This window comes from Marinobacter sp. PE14 (assembly GCF_053566155.1).
Window position 1 is genome coordinate 40,499 of record NZ_JBQXNY010000003.1, and the last position, 17,845, is coordinate 58,343.

General features: G+C 59.3%; 19 protein-coding genes. 10 read left to right on the forward strand and 9 right to left on the reverse strand.

Features of this window, described 5'->3' with window-relative positions:
* Window positions 1-48 precede the first annotated feature (48 nt).
* Both moaC and ribA read left to right on the forward strand, forming a co-directional pair.
* Window positions 49-531 carry a cyclic pyranopterin monophosphate synthase MoaC gene (gene moaC, locus ACWJ62_RS10835; protein WP_449286207.1) on the forward strand — a complete coding sequence of 161 codons (483 nt, stop codon included), beginning with the start codon at window positions 49-51 and terminating at the stop codon, window positions 529-531.
* A gap of 134 nt (window positions 532-665) precedes the next feature.
* On the forward strand, window positions 666-1,280 hold the full coding sequence (gene ribA, locus ACWJ62_RS10840; RefSeq protein WP_449286208.1) for a GTP cyclohydrolase II: 615 nt from the start codon (window positions 666-668) through the stop codon (window positions 1,278-1,280).
* A gap of 74 nt (window positions 1,281-1,354) precedes the next feature.
* On the opposite strand, the gene dxs is transcribed toward ribA, so the two are convergent.
* The 4 genes from dxs to ACWJ62_RS10860 all read right to left on the reverse strand — a co-directional run bounded on the left by dxs (window position 1,355) and on the right by ACWJ62_RS10860 (window position 5,399).
* On the reverse strand, window positions 1,355-3,286 hold the full coding sequence (gene dxs / locus ACWJ62_RS10845; protein WP_449286209.1) for a 1-deoxy-D-xylulose-5-phosphate synthase: 1,932 nt from the start codon (window positions 3,284-3,286) through the stop codon (window positions 1,355-1,357).
* Window positions 3,287-3,419: 133 nt separating this feature from the next.
* Entirely contained in the window at window positions 3,420-4,316 is an 897-nt protein-coding gene (locus ACWJ62_RS10850) for a polyprenyl synthetase family protein (RefSeq protein ID WP_449286210.1), read from the reverse strand.
* Window positions 4,316-4,570 carry an exodeoxyribonuclease VII small subunit gene (locus ACWJ62_RS10855; protein ID WP_449286211.1) on the reverse strand — a complete coding sequence of 85 codons (255 nt, stop codon included), beginning with the start codon at window positions 4,568-4,570 and terminating at the stop codon, window positions 4,316-4,318. The genes ACWJ62_RS10850 and ACWJ62_RS10855 overlap by 1 nt, the downstream gene beginning before the upstream one ends.
* Before the next feature lie 55 nt (window positions 4,571-4,625).
* Complete coding sequence (locus ACWJ62_RS10860; RefSeq protein WP_449286212.1) at window positions 4,626-5,399, reverse strand: NRDE family protein; 774 nt, start codon at window positions 5,397-5,399, stop codon at window positions 4,626-4,628.
* Between the two features lie 88 nt (window positions 5,400-5,487).
* On the opposite strand from ACWJ62_RS10860, the gene ACWJ62_RS10865 reads away from it, so the two are divergent.
* The 4 genes from ACWJ62_RS10865 to ACWJ62_RS10880 are packed head-to-tail and all read left to right on the forward strand — an operon-like array spanning window position 5,488 to window position 8,453.
* A complete protein-coding gene (locus ACWJ62_RS10865) occupies window positions 5,488-6,285 on the forward strand; it encodes a sulfite exporter TauE/SafE family protein (RefSeq protein WP_449286213.1) in 798 nt (265 codons plus the stop codon).
* Window positions 6,286-6,295: 10 nt separating this feature from the next.
* Window positions 6,296-7,084 (forward strand): prolipoprotein diacylglyceryl transferase, encoded by a 789-nt coding sequence (gene lgt, locus ACWJ62_RS10870; RefSeq protein ID WP_449286214.1) that lies wholly within the window; start codon window positions 6,296-6,298, stop codon window positions 7,082-7,084.
* Window positions 7,081-7,920, forward strand: coding sequence for a thymidylate synthase (locus tag ACWJ62_RS10875; protein WP_449286215.1), 840 nt, complete (start codon window positions 7,081-7,083; stop codon window positions 7,918-7,920). Before lgt ends, ACWJ62_RS10875 begins: the two co-directional genes overlap by 4 nt.
* A 23-nt stretch (window positions 7,921-7,943) precedes the next feature.
* Entirely contained in the window at window positions 7,944-8,453 is a 510-nt protein-coding gene (locus ACWJ62_RS10880) for a dihydrofolate reductase (RefSeq protein ID WP_449286216.1), read from the forward strand.
* Here the strand turns inward: ACWJ62_RS10880 and ACWJ62_RS10885 are convergent.
* Window positions 8,450-9,970, reverse strand: a complete 1,521-nt coding sequence (locus ACWJ62_RS10885; RefSeq protein WP_449286217.1) for a DEAD/DEAH box helicase — start codon at window positions 9,968-9,970, stop codon at window positions 8,450-8,452. The two genes, ACWJ62_RS10880 and ACWJ62_RS10885, sit on opposite strands and share 4 nt — an antisense overlap.
* Window positions 9,971-10,168: 198 nt before the next feature.
* On the opposite strand from ACWJ62_RS10885, the gene ACWJ62_RS10890 reads away from it, so the two are divergent.
* Window positions 10,169-10,957: an acyl-CoA thioesterase gene (locus ACWJ62_RS10890; RefSeq protein WP_449286218.1), complete on the forward strand. Its 789-nt coding sequence runs from the start codon at window positions 10,169-10,171 to the stop codon at window positions 10,955-10,957.
* A 13-nt stretch (window positions 10,958-10,970) separates the two neighbouring features.
* On the opposite strand, the gene ACWJ62_RS10895 is transcribed toward ACWJ62_RS10890, so the two are convergent.
* The 3 genes from ACWJ62_RS10895 to ACWJ62_RS10905 all read right to left on the reverse strand — a co-directional run bounded on the left by ACWJ62_RS10895 (window position 10,971) and on the right by ACWJ62_RS10905 (window position 12,692).
* The gene (locus ACWJ62_RS10895) at window positions 10,971-11,870 is read right to left on the reverse strand and encodes a haloalkane dehalogenase (RefSeq protein WP_449286219.1); all 900 of its coding nucleotides are present in this window, start codon (window positions 11,868-11,870) and stop codon (window positions 10,971-10,973) included.
* Between the two features lie 147 nt (window positions 11,871-12,017).
* The gene (locus tag ACWJ62_RS10900; protein ID WP_449286220.1) at window positions 12,018-12,266 is read right to left on the reverse strand and encodes a hypothetical protein; all 249 of its coding nucleotides are present in this window, start codon (window positions 12,264-12,266) and stop codon (window positions 12,018-12,020) included.
* 75 nt (window positions 12,267-12,341) lie between these two features.
* Window positions 12,342-12,692, reverse strand: coding sequence for a hypothetical protein (locus ACWJ62_RS10905; protein WP_449286221.1), 351 nt, complete (start codon window positions 12,690-12,692; stop codon window positions 12,342-12,344).
* 127 nt (window positions 12,693-12,819) lie between these two features.
* Between ACWJ62_RS10905 and ACWJ62_RS10910 the strand changes: the two genes are divergently transcribed.
* Both ACWJ62_RS10910 and ACWJ62_RS10915 read left to right on the forward strand, forming a co-directional pair.
* Window positions 12,820-13,926 carry an AI-2E family transporter gene (locus tag ACWJ62_RS10910; RefSeq protein ID WP_449286222.1) on the forward strand — a complete coding sequence of 369 codons (1,107 nt, stop codon included), beginning with the start codon at window positions 12,820-12,822 and terminating at the stop codon, window positions 13,924-13,926.
* Between the two features lie 132 nt (window positions 13,927-14,058).
* Window positions 14,059-14,478, forward strand: a complete 420-nt coding sequence (locus ACWJ62_RS10915; protein WP_449286223.1) for a peptidoglycan-binding domain-containing protein — start codon at window positions 14,059-14,061, stop codon at window positions 14,476-14,478.
* Window positions 14,479-14,552: 74 nt separating this feature from the next.
* Here ACWJ62_RS10915 and ilvD read toward each other — a convergent pair whose 3' ends face one another.
* Complete coding sequence (gene ilvD, locus ACWJ62_RS10920) at window positions 14,553-16,388, reverse strand: dihydroxy-acid dehydratase (protein WP_449286224.1); 1,836 nt, start codon at window positions 16,386-16,388, stop codon at window positions 14,553-14,555.
* A gap of 160 nt (window positions 16,389-16,548) precedes the next feature.
* On the opposite strand from ilvD, the gene ACWJ62_RS10925 reads away from it, so the two are divergent.
* Window positions 16,549-17,805 (forward strand): HDOD domain-containing protein, encoded by a 1,257-nt coding sequence (locus ACWJ62_RS10925; RefSeq protein WP_449286225.1) that lies wholly within the window; start codon window positions 16,549-16,551, stop codon window positions 17,803-17,805.
* The last annotated feature ends 40 nt before the right edge of the window (window positions 17,806-17,845 follow it).

A 17,845-nucleotide genomic window follows, 5' to 3' on the forward strand; every position in this document is an offset into this window, starting at 1 on the left:
TGTTCCTGCACTTTTCACCATCTTGCACAACCGATTCCGGGAGAGACCGTGAGCAAACTGACCCATCTCGATGACAAGGGCGAAGCCCGCATGGTGGACGTGACCGACAAGGCGCCCACCGAACGCGAGGCCCGCGCTGAAGCCACCATCCGCATGGCGCCGGAAACCCTGAACATGATTATTGAGGGTGAGCACCCCAAAGGGGATGTCCTGGCTGTTGCCCGCATCGCCGGTATCATGGCCGCGAAGAAAACCCATGATCTGATTCCCTTGTGTCACGCACTGAACCTGACGTCTGTGAAAGTCGAACTGACTCCGGGCGACGATGGCGCTTCTGTGCATATTCTTACCCGCTGCAAACTGTCCGGCCAGACCGGTGTCGAGATGGAGGCGCTAACCGCGGCAAGCGTTGCGGCACTGACTCTGTACGACATGTGCAAGGCCGTGGACCGTGGTATGGAGATTGGTTCTGTGCGTCTGCTTGAGAAGAAAGGTGGTCGCAGTGGCCACTGGGTCGCCGATAACGCCTGATCTGGCGGACCGCTGCGCTCGTAAGTGTTGGTTATCAAGACCACTCCGGAGGAGCGACAGTGCCGAGACTACGCCAAGCGGGCGGGCCCGTGATAGAATGCGCGGCCCGATTGACTGAACCACGAGGAAACACTGTGGCTGTTCGTTACATCCAGACCTGCCGGTTGCCGACCCCGTTCGGGGTATTTGATATGCACGGCTTTGAAGAACCGGACACCGGAAAGGAACACGTTGCCCTGACCCTCGGCGACCTGGATAGCGACGAACCGATGCTGGCCCGCACGCATTCCGAATGTCTGACCGGCGACGCCCTCTACAGTATGCGGTGTGATTGCGGCTATCAGCTGGAAGAGGCGCTGCGCAGCATTGCCCGGGAAGGGCGGGGTATCCTCATGTATCTGCGCCAGGAGGGTCGGGGAATCGGCCTGTTGAACAAGATCCGGGCCTACCACCTGCAGGATCAGGGTGCTGATACGGTAGAGGCCAACGAGCGTCTGGGTTTTGCGGCCGATCTCCGTGACTACAGTATGTGCAAGGACATGCTGGAGCATCTCGGTATCAGGAGCCTGAGGCTGATGACCAATAATCCCCGCAAGGTCAAAGCGCTCTCCTCCTACGGCATCGACATCACCGAACGGGTACCTCTGCACGTGGGCCGCAACCCCCACAATGAGCACTACCTCGATACCAAGCAGAGCAAGCTCGGCCACTGGCTGGAGACCCATCAGGACGACGATCCCGAAGTCTGAGCTGGTTTTGTAGTCACATATGAAAAAGCCCGCGAAATCCGCGGGCTTTTTGCATTTTCAGGTGTGTGTTCCGTCTATTTGACAACTTTCAGATTCTGGTGGCGCAGGGTCTCGATCCGCGTGCGGATAGCCGATTCAATACCCGCGGCGTCCAGACCACATTCGGCCAGCAGTTCCCCATGCTTGCCGTGGTCCATGAAGGTATCCGGCAGGCCCAGTTGGAGTACTGGCATGGTAACCAGACGGCTGTTCAGGAATTCGGTCACGGCGCTGCCTGCGCCACCGGCAATGGCGTTTTCTTCCAGGGTCACCAACAGCTCATGCTGCTCGGCCAGCTCCAGCACCAGTTCCTCATCCAGGGGTTTGACGAAACGCATGTCGGCGACCGTTGCGCCGATGGCTTCTGCGGCCTCCAGAGCAGGCGCCAGCAGGGTGCCAAAGTTGAGGATGGCAACACCTTTGGCGTTGCGAATCCGGCGGCCCTTGCCAATCTCAAGCGGCGTCAGTTCCTGCTGAATTTCGGCACCGGGGCCAGTGCCACGCGGGTAGCGCACCGAGGCCGGTCCTTCATAGAGCATGCCAGTCTGGAGCATCTGGCGGGTTTCGTTTTCGTCCGACGGTGTCATCACCACCATGTTCGGCACGCAGCGCAGGTAGCTGATGTCGAAAGCGCCAGCGTGGGTCGGGCCGTCTTCACCGACCAGGCCCGCGCGATCAATCGCGAACAGCACATCCAGGTTCTGGATAGCGACATCGTGAATCAGTTGATCGTACGCCCGCTGCAGGAACGTCGAGTAGATAGCGACAACCGGCTTGGCGCCGTCACAGGCCAACCCCGCAGCCAGCGTAACCGCATGCTGTTCTGCGATGGCGACATCGAAATAGCGTTCCGGGAAGCGCTGTGAGAATGCCAGCAGATCCGAGCCTTCACACATGGCCGGGGTGATGCCCACCACGCGCTCATCCTGTTCGGCGGAATCGCACAGCCATTGCCCGAAGACGTTGGCATATTTGGGCTTCTTCGGTTTCGGCTTGACCGGTTCGGGTTTGCTGGGTGGAACCGGCTCGATCTTGTTGATGGCGTGATAGCCAATCGGATCGGCTTCGGCCGGGGCAAAGCCCTTGCCTTTGGTGGTCACCACATGCAGGAACTGCGGGCCTTCGAGTTCGCGGATGTTCTCCAGGGTTTCCACCAGCAGGGGCAGGTCGTGGCCATCGATCGGGCCGATGTAGTTGAAACCCAGTTCCTCGAACAGCGTGCCGGGGGCAATCATGCCCTTGAAGTGTTCCTCGGTCTTCTTGGCCAGCGCCATAAGGTGTGGCGCTCCCTGCAGAACCTTCTTGCTGCTGTCGCGGACCTGGTTGTAGGTGCGACTGGACAGCAGTTTGGCAAAGTAGTTGGACAGCCCGCCAACGTTCCGGGAAATCGACATGTCATTGTCGTTGAGGATCACCAGCATGTCGGCGTGCAGGTGACCGGCGTGGTTCAGTGCCTCGAACGCCATGCCGGCAGTCATGGCGCCGTCACCAATAACGGCAATGCTCTTGCGTCCGGTCTGCTGCAGGCGCGCGGCGATGGCCATGCCCAGCGCTGCACTGATGGAGGTGCTGGAATGGCCAACGCCAAAGGTGTCGTACTCGCTTTCGGCCCGTTTCGGGAAACCAGCCAGACCGCCTTTGCGGCGGATGCTGCCCATAGATTCTTTCCGTCCGGTCAGGATTTTGTGGGGGTAGGCCTGGTGGCCGACGTCCCACACCAGGCGGTCGCTCGGCGTATCAAAGACGTAGTGAAGGGCGACGGTAAGCTCGAGCACGCCCAGACCGGCCCCGAAATGACCGCCAGTCTGGCCCACTGACCATAACAGAAAGGCCCTGAGCTCCCGGGCCAGCCGGGTCAGCTCTTCCGGGGCCAGCTCTCTGAGCTGGGCCGGTTCGTCAATCCGGTCCAGAAGCGGCGTATTGGGCCGCTGTGACGGGATTTCCTTGAAAATATAAGTGTCCTGCATCTGCTCGGGTCTTTTCCGGTACGTTCAGTAACTGACTGGCATTATAAGGGAACAGGGGGAGCTGTTTCACACAAAGCGGGCCAGTTGTTACGAAAATATTTACGGCCAGTGTGCGCCTTCGGAGCGCCGGGATTCAATGGGTTCTTGCCACCACGTAATCGGCCATTGCCCGCAGGGGGTCTGCTTCGGGACCAAACGCCTGCAAACTTTGCTGGGCCTGTTCAAGCAGATTCGCCAGGTGCTCCCTGGCACCATCCAGGCCAAGCAGGGCGGGGTAGGTGGGTTTGGCGCGGGCCGCATCCGAGCCCTGGGGTTTGCCAATGATCGTCGTGTCGCCCTCAATGTCCAGCAGGTCATCCTGAACCTGGAATGCCAGGCCCAGGGCTTTGGCATATTGGGTCAGGGAAGTCAGGGCCTGCTCGTCGACCGACGGCGCCGTCAGGGCGCCAATTCGTACGCTGGTTTCGATAAGGGCGCCGGTCTTGTGGCGGTGCATGGTTTCGAGTTGCGCCAGTGCCAGGGTTTTGCCGACGGATTCCAGATCGATGGCCTGGCCACCAACCATTCCTCCGTGGCCGCTGGCCCGGGCCAGCTCCCGGACCATGATCAGGCGCACCGACTCAGGCAGTCCCGGCGCTTCGGCAAGCCAGCCGAAAGCCAGTGCCTGCAGGGCATCGCCAGCGAGGATGGCAGTGGCTTCGTCGAACGCAATGTGAGTAGTAGGCCGTCCCCTGCGCAATTCGTCGTCGTCCATGGCGGGCAGGTCGTCATGAATCAGTGAATAGGCGTGGATCAGTTCTACCGCGCAGGCAGGAATCAGGGCATCATCACCGGTCTGGCCCAGTGCCTTTGCCGCCGCAAGACACAATGCCGGCCGGATCCGTTTGCCACCGCCCAGCACGCTATAGCGCATGGCTTCCTGCAGCCGGCCAGACGCGGAATCACGAGTAATGCACCGGTCCAGTTCCGCATCGATGCGGGCCCGGCAGGTTTCCAGAAAATCAGAGGCAAGCAGGTTCTGTCCGGACATCAGTCAGCATCATCCGGTGAGAACGGGCGGGTTTCCAGGGTGCCGTCGTTGTTCTGGACCAGTTGTTCGACCCGTTGCTCGGCACTCTTCAACGCCTGCTGGCATTCCCGGGTCAGCTTTACACCCCGCTCGAACGCCGTCAGGGACTGTTCCAGGGATAGCTCGCCCTGCTCCAGATCGCGAACCAGCTTTTCCAGTTCATCAAGAGATTTCTCAAAATCGGCTATCGATGTGGCGCCTTGTTCACCGGCCATCAGGGGCCCTCCGATCGGGTGGCAGAATTTCGCGGATTATACCAGAGCCTGATCGCTATCGCCGCCAGTGGAAGTGACGGCGTTCACCGGTACTGGCATCCGGACCCCAGCTCTGCTCCGTCACCTCGATTTCACCGCTGGCTGAAACGGTCACCACGGTGGTTGCCCGAGTGCCGTAGTCCGAACCCACGATGAATGGCGACGACAGGAAGCGCTCCGTCTCCAGGCCAACGCCCGTATCGGGCAACATATGGTCTGGCGCGGGCGTGTTGTCCTGGAGTAGTGGAATCAGCTCGCTGTGCAGTTTGGCTGCATCCCGTCCGGCAGCGGCAATGGTATCTCCTGCAGCTTGCCGAAGGCGCAGGAGCTTGGGCCAGGGCGTCTGCAATAGATGATTGCTCAGTCCGTAGATCCCGCGGTGGATTTGTCGGCCTGGATGGGCATCCCGGTTGCTGAAATACCATCCGTCTGCTGTGGTCAGCTGCACCAGGTTGAAGCCGGAAAACTGGTCGGCGGTGTCGAGCAGATAACTTTCAAGATGCTCCCGGGAATCAGTGAGTGCCCGCAAAGGCAGTTCACCCCGACTGATTCGGCCGGTTTCCGGTGCCCCTTCCCGGACGTTGGTCACGGCGCTGACCTCTCCCGAGGTATTAATCGCAAGCCACGTGCCACCGGAGAGCAGGTCACGGCCGGCAAGCACCCGGGTACCGGATTCGGTAGTCCACCAGTCCATGGCGGCCGTCGGGCGGCGGAAGAATTCATCCCGATTGGCGGCAACCACCAGTGGGAAATGAGGGTTCTGGCCAAGGGCGAAAGCGATCAGGCACATGGTGTAGGAGTAGGCTCCCGGATTTAATGAAGTTGACTCTTGCGCTGTGTATCATACCAGCCTTGGTTTCGCGGGTGCGGCTCAAACTATGACCCTGTTCTACGTAATTGCATCTTATCTGGCCCTCGGTGCCCTGGCAGGTACTGTGGCGGGGCTGTTCGGTATTGGTGGCGGGCTGATTATCGTGCCCGTGTTGATGTTCACCTTTGGTCTGCAGGGAATCGATCCGGATATCATCCCCCATCTGGCCGTTGGCACCTCGCTGGCGACCATCGTGTTCACCTCGGTCAGCTCCATTCGGTCCCATAACAAGCACGGCGCCGTGCGCTGGGATCTGTTCCGTCCGATGACGGTCGGCATTATTGCCGGCGCACTGGTGGGCGCCTGGACCGCGTCCCTGATGAGTGGTCGGGCGCTCGAGCTGGTCATCGGCATTTTTGTCATTCTGGTGGGCCTTAAAATGTTTTTTCAGGTTGACCCCAAGCCGGGTCGGGACGTTCCCGGGAGCGCCGGTCTTGGCGCCGCCGGTGGTGTTATCGGGTGGGGCTCGGCGATTTTCGGAATCGGCGGGGGAACCCTTACGGTGCCTTACCTGAGCTGGTGCAACGTGCGGATGCAGCAGGCGGTCGGCACATCTGCCGCCTGTGGTCTGCCCATCGCCGTGTCCGGTGCGCTGGGTAATATCTGGACGGGGTGGCACAATCCCGCAGTGCCGGAACTGAGCGCCGGCTTCATTTATCTGCCTGCGCTCATCGGTATCATACTCACCAGCGTTTTTTTCGCCCGGGTTGGTGCCAATCTGGCCCATCGGCTGAATCCCCGGATTCTCAAGCGTACGTTCTCCATCATGCTCCTGCTGGTGGGGCTCCGTTTTCTCCTTAGCTGAGAGGTAGTTGATGCTGCAGCATCCCCAGATTGATCCGGTGGCCATTGCCATCGGTCCCCTCAAGATCCACTGGTACGGTCTGACCTATCTGTTCGGCTTTTTAGCCGGCTGGTGGCTTGGACGCATTCGCACCCGCAAGCCCTGGTCGCCTATCAACGAAGAGCAGATGGGTGACCTTCTGTTTTACCTGGCCCTAGGGGTCATCCTGGGCGGCCGCTTCGGCTATGTCCTGTTCTACAACTTTGACGCCTTCCTGGCGGACCCGCTCTGGCTGCTACGGGTTTGGGAAGGGGGAATGTCTTTCCACGGCGGTTTGCTGGGCGTGATGTTTGCCATGTGGTGGTATGGCCGCAAGGTGGGCAGTGGTTTCTGGCGCCTGGCTGACTTTGTGGCGCCGCTGGTGCCCCTGGGGCTCGGCGCAGGTCGGATCGGAAACTTTATTAATGGCGAGTTGTGGGGCAAGCCCACCGACGTTGCCTGGGGTATGGTGTTTCGAACGGCTCCGGATTCCCTCGCCCGCCATCCCTCCCAGCTTTACCAGTTTGCCCTTGAAGGCGTGGCCCTGTTCGTGATCCTGTGGTGGTTCTCATCCCGGCAACACCCGACCATGGCGGTTTCCGGTCTGTTCCTCGTTTGCTACGGCGTGTTCCGCTTCCTGGTGGAATTCGTCCGTCAGCCGGATCCGCAGCTGGGCTACCTTGCCTTTGACTGGCTTACCATGGGGCAGGTACTTTCCTTCCCGATGATCGTTGCCGGCGCCGCCCTGATGTTTATTGCCTACCGGAGACAAGCCCGATGAAAGCCTATCTCGACCTTATGCAAGACGTTGTTGATAACGGATTCGACAAGGGAGACCGCACCGGTGTCGGCACCCGGTCGGTGTTTGGCCGTCAGATCCGCTTCAACCTGCAGGAAGGCTTTCCCCTGGTGACCACCAAAAAGGTCCACCTGCGAAGTATCATCTATGAATTGCTCTGGTTTCTCCGGGGCTCCACCGACAATACCTGGCTGCAGGAGCGCAAGGTCTCGATCTGGAACGAGTGGGCATTGGAGAACGGTGATCTCGGGCCTATCTACGGGAAGCAGTGGCGCAGTTGGCAGTGCCCCAATGGCGAGGTGGTTGACCAGATCAGTGAAGTGATCGAGCAGATCCGCACCAAACCGAATTCACGCCGTCTGATCGTGTCCGCCTGGAACCCCGCTGAACTCCCGGACGAGTCTATCGGTCCCCAGGATAACGTTCGCGAGGGCCGCATGGCGCTGGCACCCTGTCACTGCCTGTTCCAGTTCTACGTGGTGGACGGCAAGCTCTCATGCCAGCTTTACCAGCGCAGCGCCGACCTGTTCCTCGGCGTGCCCTTCAATATTGCCTCCTACGCCTTGCTGACGCACATGATCGCCCAGCAGTGTGACCTGGATGTTGGTGAGTTTGTGCATACCTTTGGCGACTGTCACCTGTATCAGAACCATCTGACCGATGACATCGTCTTCGAGCAGTTGAAGCGCGAGCCCCGCGCGTTGCCGACACTGGTGATCAAGCGCAAGCCCGGGAGTATTTTCGAGTACGAACTGGAAGACTTCGAATTTGAGGGCTATGACCCCTACCCGGGCATCAAGGCGCCGATTGCCATCTGACCGAACCCAGAAGAGGCGAGTACATGAGAAAAGCCCTGATCGTCGCCATGTCCCGTAACCGGGTCATTGGTCGTAACAACAATCTGCCCTGGTATCTGCCGGGTGATCTGCGTTATTTCAAACAGGCCACCATGGGCAAGCCTATCATTATGGGCCGGAAGACCTGGGATTCGATCGGTCGGCCATTGCCGGGGCGGATGAACGTGGTGATCTCGCGGAATGAAGCCTGGGAAGCACCAACCGGAACGGTGGCCGCGACGTCATTGCCCGAAGCGCTGGTCAAGGCCGAGGCGCAGGCAGAGCTGGAAGGTGGCGACGAAGTGATGATCATTGGTGGCGGGCAGATCTACGCCGAGGCGCTGCCAATGGTTGATCGCATGTACATCACCCAGGTGCACGCTGAGGTGGACGGGGATGCGTTTTTTCCGGAAGTAAACTGGGATGAGTGGGAAGAAATCGGACGGGAGGATTTCTCCGCGTCCGATAATAACCCTTACGACTACAGTTTCGTGGTCTATCAGCGCCAGGCTTAAGCTTGGCGAGGTGGGCGCTTGCCTGCGGGCTTGCCGCCCTTGCCGGGAGGCTTGCCGCGACCACCGGGACCGCTACGTCCTTTCGGACCACCTTTCTTGAAACCGCCTTTCGGGCCCTTGCGATTCTCGCCTGGACGGCCGCCGCCACCTTTGCGATCACGGCGAGGAGGTGTTGCCGACACGGTTGGCAAAGCCTCAGGCTGCTCCAACGGCAGGGAGCCTGGCTGAGCCGCTTCCATCCAGCAGGCGAGGGCGCCGGCTACCATGGCCATATCCATCTCATTGCGTTCGGCAATCTCGTCCAGCAGGGCCATAGTCTTGGCCAGCTTCTTGTCTTCTGCGAACGCCAGCAGCTGGGTTTCAAACTGCTGCTCCCGCATTTTCTTGAGCTCGATGGGCGATGGCAACTCGTAAGCTTCCATCGGCGAGTTCGTTGCTCGTTCGAGCGTTCTCAGCCAACTGCGCTCGCGGGGTGTTACCAGCAGGATCGCCTTGCCCTCGCGACCGGCACGACCGGTACGGCCAACCCGGTGGATGTATGCTTCAGTGTCGTAGGGCACGTCGTAGTTGATCACGTGGGTGATCCGGGGCACGTCCAGTCCGCGGGCGGCGACGTCTGTGGCCACGATGATATCTTTCTTGCTGCGCTTGAGGTCTTCAACGGTCTGCTCGCGCTGGCGCTGGTTAAGATCACCGTTGAGAGGAGCAACTGCGTGTCCGCGTGCTGACAGCTTCTCGGCCAGCAGCGTGGTTTCCGCCTTGGTGCGCACGAAAATGATGGCAGCGTCGAATGGCTCCACTTCGAGAATACGGGTCAGGGCATCGAGTTTACGCTCAGCGTAAACCGGCAGAACGAACTGTGAGATCCGCTCGACCGTGCGGGTTTCGCTTTCAATGCGAACTTCTGTGGCATTGCGCAGGTAGGTCTGGGCCACTTTCTTGATCTGTGGTGGCATGGTGGCCGAGAACAATGCCCGTTGGCAGTTCTCCGGCGTCTTCGCAAGAATGGCTTCCACATCGTCGATGAAGCCCATGCGCAGCATTTCGTCGGCTTCGTCCAGAACCAGCGCTTTCAGGCTGTCCAGCTTCAGGGTGCCCTTGCGCAGGTGGTCGAGCATCCGGCCCGGTGTGCCCACGATCACCTGGGCACCGCGACGCAGGCCCTTGATCTGGGGATAAAAGTCTTGGCCACCGTAAATGGGCAGAACGTGGAAATTCCGGAACTTGCTGGCGTAGGTGGTAAAAGCTTCCGCCACCTGGATGGCAAGTTCCCGTGTTGGGGCCAGAACCAGAATCTGGGGATCGGTAACAGAGGCGTCAATCCGGCTCAGCAGTGGCAATGCAAATGCCGCGGTCTTGCCGGTTCCGGTCTGGGCAACGCCCAGCAGATGGTTACCGGCCAGCAGCGCGGGGATCGCCTGGGCCTGGATGGGTGACGGGGTTTCGTAGCCAACGGCAGACACAGCTTCAAGTACGGCTGGATCCAGCCCCAGTTCGGCAAAGGACAATTCAGACATTGATTCACTCGGAATTCGGGAGGTAGAGCATTGCCGGGCAATGCATGATGTGCGGACATTATAGCGGTTTTGTTGCGGCTTTAATACGCAAAACCCCGGTGAGGCTATAGGTAGTTGCCGGGGACAAGCCATTGCGTTGCCGTCCGATCTTGGGCACTCTTCGAAGCTATCCCGATAGGTTGCTAACAGGAACTTGAAATGACCTTTGACGAATTATTGCGGGCGGTCCGTGGCAGTGAGGAACTGGTCTTGCCCGAGAGCTGGTCCCAGGGCAGAGCCACCTTTGGCGGTCTCACGGCGGCGTTGATGTTTGAGCGAATGGAAAAGCTTGTCGCCGAGGGCCGTGCGATGAGGTCATTGCAAGTGTCATTCGTGGGGCCGGTGGAGCCGGAAGTCCCTGCCAGTTTCGAAGCCGAGATTCTGCGTGAGGGGAAAGCGGTCAGTCAGGTGCAGGGTCGCATTGTCCAGAAGGGTGAAACCCGGCTGGTTTGCCTGGCCAGCTTTGGCGGAGACCGGGACTCGCAGGTGCAGGTGGACGCCCTGCCTGCGCCCGAGGCAAACCCGGTCAGCCAGTGCCCGGGGCTGGACTACATCGAGGGTGTGACCCCGGAATTCATTCAGCAGATCGAGATGCGCTGGGCCTTCGGCAACCTGCCATTCAGCGGCAAGGGCGGCCGGGAGCTCGGCGGCTGGATGCAGTTCCGGACAATGCCGGAAACGTTCTCTGACGCCCACATTATCGCACTGGTGGACGCCTGGCCACCGGCGGTTCTGCCCTATGTGAAACAGCGGGTGAGGACCAGCTCCCTGAGCTGGGCGCTGGATATCGTGCATCCGAGGCCCGTCATGGAGCCGGGTGACTGGCTCCTGTACAAGGTTTCCATCGATCAGGCGGGCGCCGGTTACGGCCACACCCAGGCTGGAATATGGACCGCCAAAGGCGAGCTGGTGGCGCTGAGTCGCCAGACGGTAACGGTCTTCGGTTAACGGAAATGGCGGCTCAGGCCGCCATTTCCGATTTCAGGGCATCGATAATGATGCGGGCGAAATCTTCCGGTGAATCTTCCTGGAGAAAATGCCCGCCTTGAAGTGTGATATGAGGTTGACCGTGGGCGCCGGGAATCCGGCGCTGCATGTGCCTGTCGCCGCCCCGGGTAATCGGATCGCCACTGCTAAAGCAGGTGATGAAGGGCTTGTTCCACTTCTCCAGGACCTGCCAGGCCGCCTTGTTGGCGTCGCTGTCCGGTGTGTCCGGTTCAGTCGGAACCAGCTTTGGAAACGCTCTGGCCCCGGCCTTGAACTCTGCCGAAGGGAATGGGGCTTCGTAGGCGGCAATTTCAGCTTTGCTCAGGGTACGATCGGTACCCAATTGCACGATGCGACCCACCGGGAACCAGGGGCTGTGTGTGGCAAATGCCTTCCACATGGAAAAGACCGCGGGAACAGGCGTTTCGCCGGTTGGCAGCATGCCGTTTCCGACGATGATTCGGCTGAATCGCTGACGGTGTTCTGCGGCCAGTCGCAGACCCAGCAACGACCCCCAGTTCTGGCACACGAGGGTGACATTAGTCAGATTGAGCTGTTCAAGCCAGCTGGCCAGCCACGTGAGATGGCGGCCGTAACTGTAGTCTGCAATCGACGCCGGCTTGTCGGATTTGCCGAAGCCGATCAGGTCCGGGGCCAACACCCGATGACCGGCCTCTGCCACCAGAGGGATCATGTGACGATAAAGGTAGGACCAGGATGGTTCGCCGTGGAGCATGAGAACCGGCGACGCGTTTCTCGGGCCTTCGTCAACGTAGTGCATCCGGAGCCCCGGTTCTACGTCGAGATGGTTTGGAGCAAAGGGGTAATCCGGAAGACCTGCGAAGCGGGCTTCATCGGTTCTCAGAATACGCATGCCATCGACTGTCCTGACTGATTGGTTGCGTGATTGCCGGGCGGAATCCGGTGCTCATAGTGCCCTACTACAATCGTCTAAGATCAGGATAAAGCAGATGGAAATTTTGTGTGTTTGAGTTGCGTAACAGAGCGTTGTGGCTTTGAATCAGGACGCAATGCCAAACAGGCGTTCGGGGTTGTCAACGTGGGCCAGAGCGTCATCGCAACAATTGACGGCGCCGCAATCGTCAGCTGAGCAAAGGCCAATGGTCTGGCACTCCATGTTCTGGTGCTGGTCGCCCTCATTCCGGAAAATCCGCGCCCTGGAGAGAATCGAGTGGCAGTGGCCACAAAGGAGTGTGGGAACCGCGCTGCCTTTAGCAAGAAGTGCTGTGTATTGATGTTGTTCAGTCATAAATATCCTCCTGATACTGCCCAACATATGGGCCAAGTATGACATTTCAAAGTCGGGATGCCGGTGTTATACGGCTTAACTGTCAGGATCGACCAGTGGCCGACGGTTGGAGCGCTTGTCATCCCAGTCAAGCTCCTTGGGGTCATACCAGCCGATTGCCCCCAGCACTCTCTCCCGTGTCTGTGGCGACAGGGTAGGCCACAGCTCCTGGAAGTCCTCTAGGCCAAGCTCCCTCTGCTTCATCTGCTTGCTCTGGAGCCGGTTGATAATGCGTGGTAGCTGCAGGGCCTCGCCCAACTGACCCGGCACCATGACTTCCTGACCCATCACTTTGCGTCGGTGAGTTCTGGCGGCCAGAACCTTGCGCAACTCAGTGGCCGCATCCAGGGCTGTTTCGACGGTGAAGGTTTCCAGTTCCAACAACATGACCTGTCTATTAGTTGATCAACAACCGTCCACTATAACCCGAAGACAGCTACAGTGGCCACGCCAGCGTGGTAGGGTAGAATGACTCGTTAAATCGCAGAACCAACATCAGGGAACCGCATAAGCTATGTACGCAAAACTTGAAACACGGACTTTCCTGGCGTTGCTGGTCGGCGTTTCCCTTGCCTTTGTATTTCTTATGAAACCCTTCTTCGGGCCCATATTCTGGGCGGTTGCCATCGCCCTGATTTTTCACCCTGTGCAGCAACTGCTGGTGCGGAAACTCGGGGACAGGCCCAATGTAAATGCGCTGATCACCCTGTGTATCTGCATGTTCATCGTCGTTATCCCGGTTCTGGTACTGGTGACCTCATTGGTTGCCGAGGGCGTCGCGCTTTATCAGCAGATTCAGAGTGGTGAAATACGGCCGGGGGAATACATAGATCGGGTCAACCAGTCGTTCCCCGCCATCCAGGCCTTCCTGGCGCAGTTTGATATCAGCTTTGCCGAGCTGAGGGACCGGGCCGTGAGTATCTTTGTCGGAGGAAGCCATTTCCTGGGCAGGCAGGCGCTGGGTGTGGGCCAGAATACCTTCCAGTTTTTCCTGGGCCTGGCCTTGATGGTGTATCTGGCGTTTTTCCTGCTGAGGGATGGCCATGCATTGGTGGAATTGATCATAAAGGCGCTGCCACTCGGAGATGAGCGCGAGCGGCTGTTGTTTGCCAAGTTTGCGGAGGTGACGCGGGCCACCGTCAAGGGGAACCTGCTGATAGCAATCATCCAGGGCGCGCTTGGCGGACTGATTTTCTGGATTCTCGGGATCTCTGGCGCCTTGCTTTGGGGTGTGGTGATGGCGATCGTATCGCTATTACCGGCGGTAGGTGCCGCCTTGGTCTGGGTGCCGGCCGCTATTTACCTTGCGGCCGTTGGAGATGTGGTCGAGGCGGTGGTTCTGACTGCCTTCGGCGTGGTGGTCATCGGGCTGGCAGACAACCTGTTGCGCCCGGTACTGGTTGGTCGCGATACCAAACTGCCGGATTACATTGTCCTGTTGTCGACCCTCGGCGGCATCGTCATGTTCGGCATCAATGGATTTGTAATGGGGCCGCTGGTAGCCGCACTGTTCATGGCGTTCTGGGGTATTTTCATCCGCGAATTCAGCGAGGAAGCCCACCGTCCACCCGCGTCAGCGGACGACGAGAACCCCAGCGCAAAGCAAGAAAACGGGACATGATGTCCCGTAAGGCGACATGCGACCAAAGTATGGTAGTCTTTTAACCGTTTGCCCCAGCCTGTGGAGATAGGCACCACATAACAAGAAAGAAACGGATATCGATGAGATATCAGGAGTTAGCAGGTGAGTACCATGAGAAACGCAACTACCCGATTGGGACGCCTGGCCACAGCGGCCGGATTGGCGGTCACACTGGGCTTTGCCCCTGCAGCCTTCGCGGATGAGATCGTTGCACTCAAGAATGCGCTCTACGGAGCAGGATACGACATTACCAATGTCAGCCCGCAGATGGATGACTCAACCCGGTCCGCGCTAACGCGGTTCCAGCAGGATAATGGTCTTCAGGCCACGGGAAATCTGGACGATCCGACCAAGGAATCCCTTGGCATGATATCGGTTCAGGTTGCCGCTTCGGCACCGTCACAGTCCACCGCAGCCAGCAGCGCACCGGCTCAGGAGTCGGCTTCTACCGCGGCAGAAACCTCAGCCCCGGAGCCTGAGCAGGATGACGCCATTGAAGAAGAGGAAGATGGCGGCTGGTCGCTCTGGTAATCGGAGTATCCTGAACGAAAAAAGCCCGGCGAGATCTCCCGCCGGGCTTTTTTGTTGGTTCAGGGTCTCAGTGATCAGTCGAGTTTTTCGAGGTCCCGAACGGCGCCCTTATCGGCGCTCGTGGCCAGCAGCGCATAGGCTTTCAGGGCCGCAGACACCTTGCGATCCCGTGGCAGTTCCGGTTTCCAGCCCTTGGCGTCCCGGGCTTCGCGGCGACGATCCAGTTCATGCTGATCCAGCTCCACGTTAATGCTCCGGTTCGGAATGTCGATGCGGATCGTATCGCCATTTTCGATCAGGCCAATGGCTCCGCCGGCGGCCGCTTCCGGCGATGCATGGCCGATGGACAGGCCGGAAGTGCCGCCCGAGAAACGCCCGTCTGTCAGCAGTGCGCAGTCTTTGCCGAGCCCCTTGGATTTCAGGTAGCTGGTTGGGTAAAGCATTTCCTGCATGCCCGGGCCGCCACGGGGGCCCTCATAACGGATGATCACAACGTCGCGCGGCTTGACCTCGTCGGCGAGAATCCCGGCAACTGCCGAATCCTGGCTTTCGAATACCTTTGCCTTGCCTTCAAAGACGAAGATGCTTTCGTCCACGCCCGCGGTTTTGACGACGCAGCCATCCAGAGCGATGTTGCCAAAGAGGACTGCGAGGCCGCCCTCCGAGCTATAGGCATGTTCGACCGACCGGATACAGCCGGTTTCCCGGTCGCCATCCAGAGTCGGCCAACGGGTGCTCTGGGAGAACGCGGTCTGGGTCGGAATGCCGGCGGGTCCGGCCTTGTAGAATTCGACTACTTCGGTGGGCGGCGATCGCATAATATCCCAGGTCTCGAGCGCTTCTCTCATGGTCTTGCTGTGCACGGTGGGAAGGTCAGTGTTGATCAGACCGCCCCGTTCCAGCTCGCCGAGAATGCCCATGATGCCGCCGGCCCGATGGACGTCTTCCATGTGATACTTGGGTGAGTTCGGCGCCACTTTGCAAAGTTGCGGTACACGACGTGAAAGCTGGTCGATCTCGTTCAGGGTGAAGGGGACACCGCCTTCCTGGGCGGCAGCCAGCAAGTGCAGGATGGTATTCGTTGAGCCGCCCATGGCGATGTCCATAACCATGGCATTTTCGAAAGCCGCCATTGAAGCAATGCTCAACGGCAGTACGCTGGCGTCGTCCTCCTCGTAATAGCGCCTCGCATTCTCCACAATCTGTCGACCGGCTTTGAGGAACAGCTGCTCCCGATCGGCGTGCGTTGCCAGGAGTGAACCGTTGCCCGGCAGCGCCAGACCGATGGCTTCGGTCAGGCAGTTCATGGAGTTGGCGGTGAACATGCCGGAACAGGAGCCGCAGGTCGGACAGGCGCTGCGCTCATATTCTTCCACCTGTTCGTCGGACGCGTTGGGATCTGCAGCAATGACCATGGCGTCCACCAGGTCGAGCTTGTGCTCGGACAGTTTGGTTTTGCCGGCCTCCATGGGGCCGCCTGAGACAAAAATCGTCGGAATGTTGAGGCGCATGGCAGCCATCAGCATGCCCGGGGTGATCTTGTCGCAGTTGGAAATACACACGAGTGCATCGGCACAGTGTGCATTCACCATGTACTCTACGGAGTCGGCGATGATTTCCCGGGATGGCAGGGAGTACAGCATGCCGTCATGGCCCATGGCGATGCCGTCGTCTACCGCGATGGTGTTGAATTCCTTGGCAACACCCCCGGTGGACTCGATTTCGCGGCACACCAGTTGCCCGAGGTCCTTCAGGTGCACGTGGCCGGGTACGAACTGGGTGAAAGAGTTGGCAACCGCGATGATCGGTTTGCCGAAGTCGCCGTCTTTCATACCGGTGGCGCGCCAGAGGGCACGGGCGCCGGCCATGTTGCGGCCTGCGGTGGATGTCCGCGAACGATACTGAGGCATGGGGTTCTTTTCTCTCTGTTGTTACCTGATGACGTTGATCAAAAAAACAGAGGATACCAGATTAGACTCCAGGCGCATGGTTGTTTTCAGAGCCTCTGTTTACAATAGTTAACACAGTTGCCAACTTATTTTCCGGTTTGATCCGACAAGGAGTATGCCTATGGCCGGCCAGGAAAGCCTGCCGCTTCGTCGCCTTAAAGAGTTTCAGCCGTTGAACCGGCTGACCGATGACCAGTTGGTTTTGCTTGCCAGCCGGGCCGAGCGTCGTACTCATGGGCCCGGGCAGCGGGTTCTGGAACGCGGTGTCCGTGATGGTCTCGATTTCTTCCTGGTGGCAGGAAAGATCGAACTTGAGTCCGTGGATGGCCGAAAAACGATTATCGAAGCCGAAACCGAGAAAGCCCAGAACCCGATTGCCAGACTCCAGCCACGGATGTACGACGTTACAGCCGTAAAACCTTCGGAATTCCTGGTCGTCGAGCAGGAGATTCTCAACCAGTTGCTACGCTCGGCGCCTGTCGAACAGGTTGAGATGGATTCGGGTGAAGGTAATGGAGGGCTGGAGAGCGAAGAGCATCACCTGCTGATGGAGTTCCTGTCGGAGCTGAGATCGAACCAGGTGAAGCTTCCCAGTGTGCCGGATGTGGCCTGGAAGGTCCGGCGGGCGGTGGATCGTGAAGAGTCGACGGCGGACCAGGTGGCCCTTGCCGTATCGGCCGACCCGGCCATGGCTGCCAAGCTTGTTCGCGCCTGTAACAGCCCTCTTTACCGTGGATTCAGTGACGTCCGGAATGTCCGGGAGGCGGTGGTCCGTCTGGGAATGCGTACCACCCGGCAACTGGTGACGGTGTTCTCCATGCGCGAGGTGTTCAAGACCCGTCAGGCGTCACTTCAGAAAGAGATGGAAAAGCTCTGGCGTCACTCTCGTGAAGTGGCTGCGCTTTGCTGGGTGCTGGCCGATCACGCCACCAAACTGAATCCCGAGGAGGCGTTGCTGGCGGGGCTACTCCATGATATCGGCGTAGTACCGATCCTGGTCCAGGCTGAACACCATGTGAATCTCTTTGCCGATGAGGCCAATCTCGGCCATGCAATCCGCGAACTCAGGGCGGATGTGGGAACGGCGGTTCTGGAGAACTGGTCGTTCCCGCCGGCGTTCGTGGAGGCGGTCCGTCATGCCGAGGACTGGGGCTATGAATGCCGCGAGGAATCACCCCAATTGGCGGATGTGGTTATCGTGGCGCAATTGCATTCGATGATCGGTTCCAGCCAGAATGCCGAGCTTCCCCCGTTCGACCAGGTGCCGGCGTATCGGCGTCTGGGCGAGCTTGAACTCAATGCTTCTCGCAGTTTGCAGCTTCTGACGGAGGCCAGGGCCCGGGTCGACGAAGTTCAGCAATTGCTGTCCATCCGGTGATTGTCCGGGCTGTGTAAACTGTGGAGTCTGCTTTCCGGTG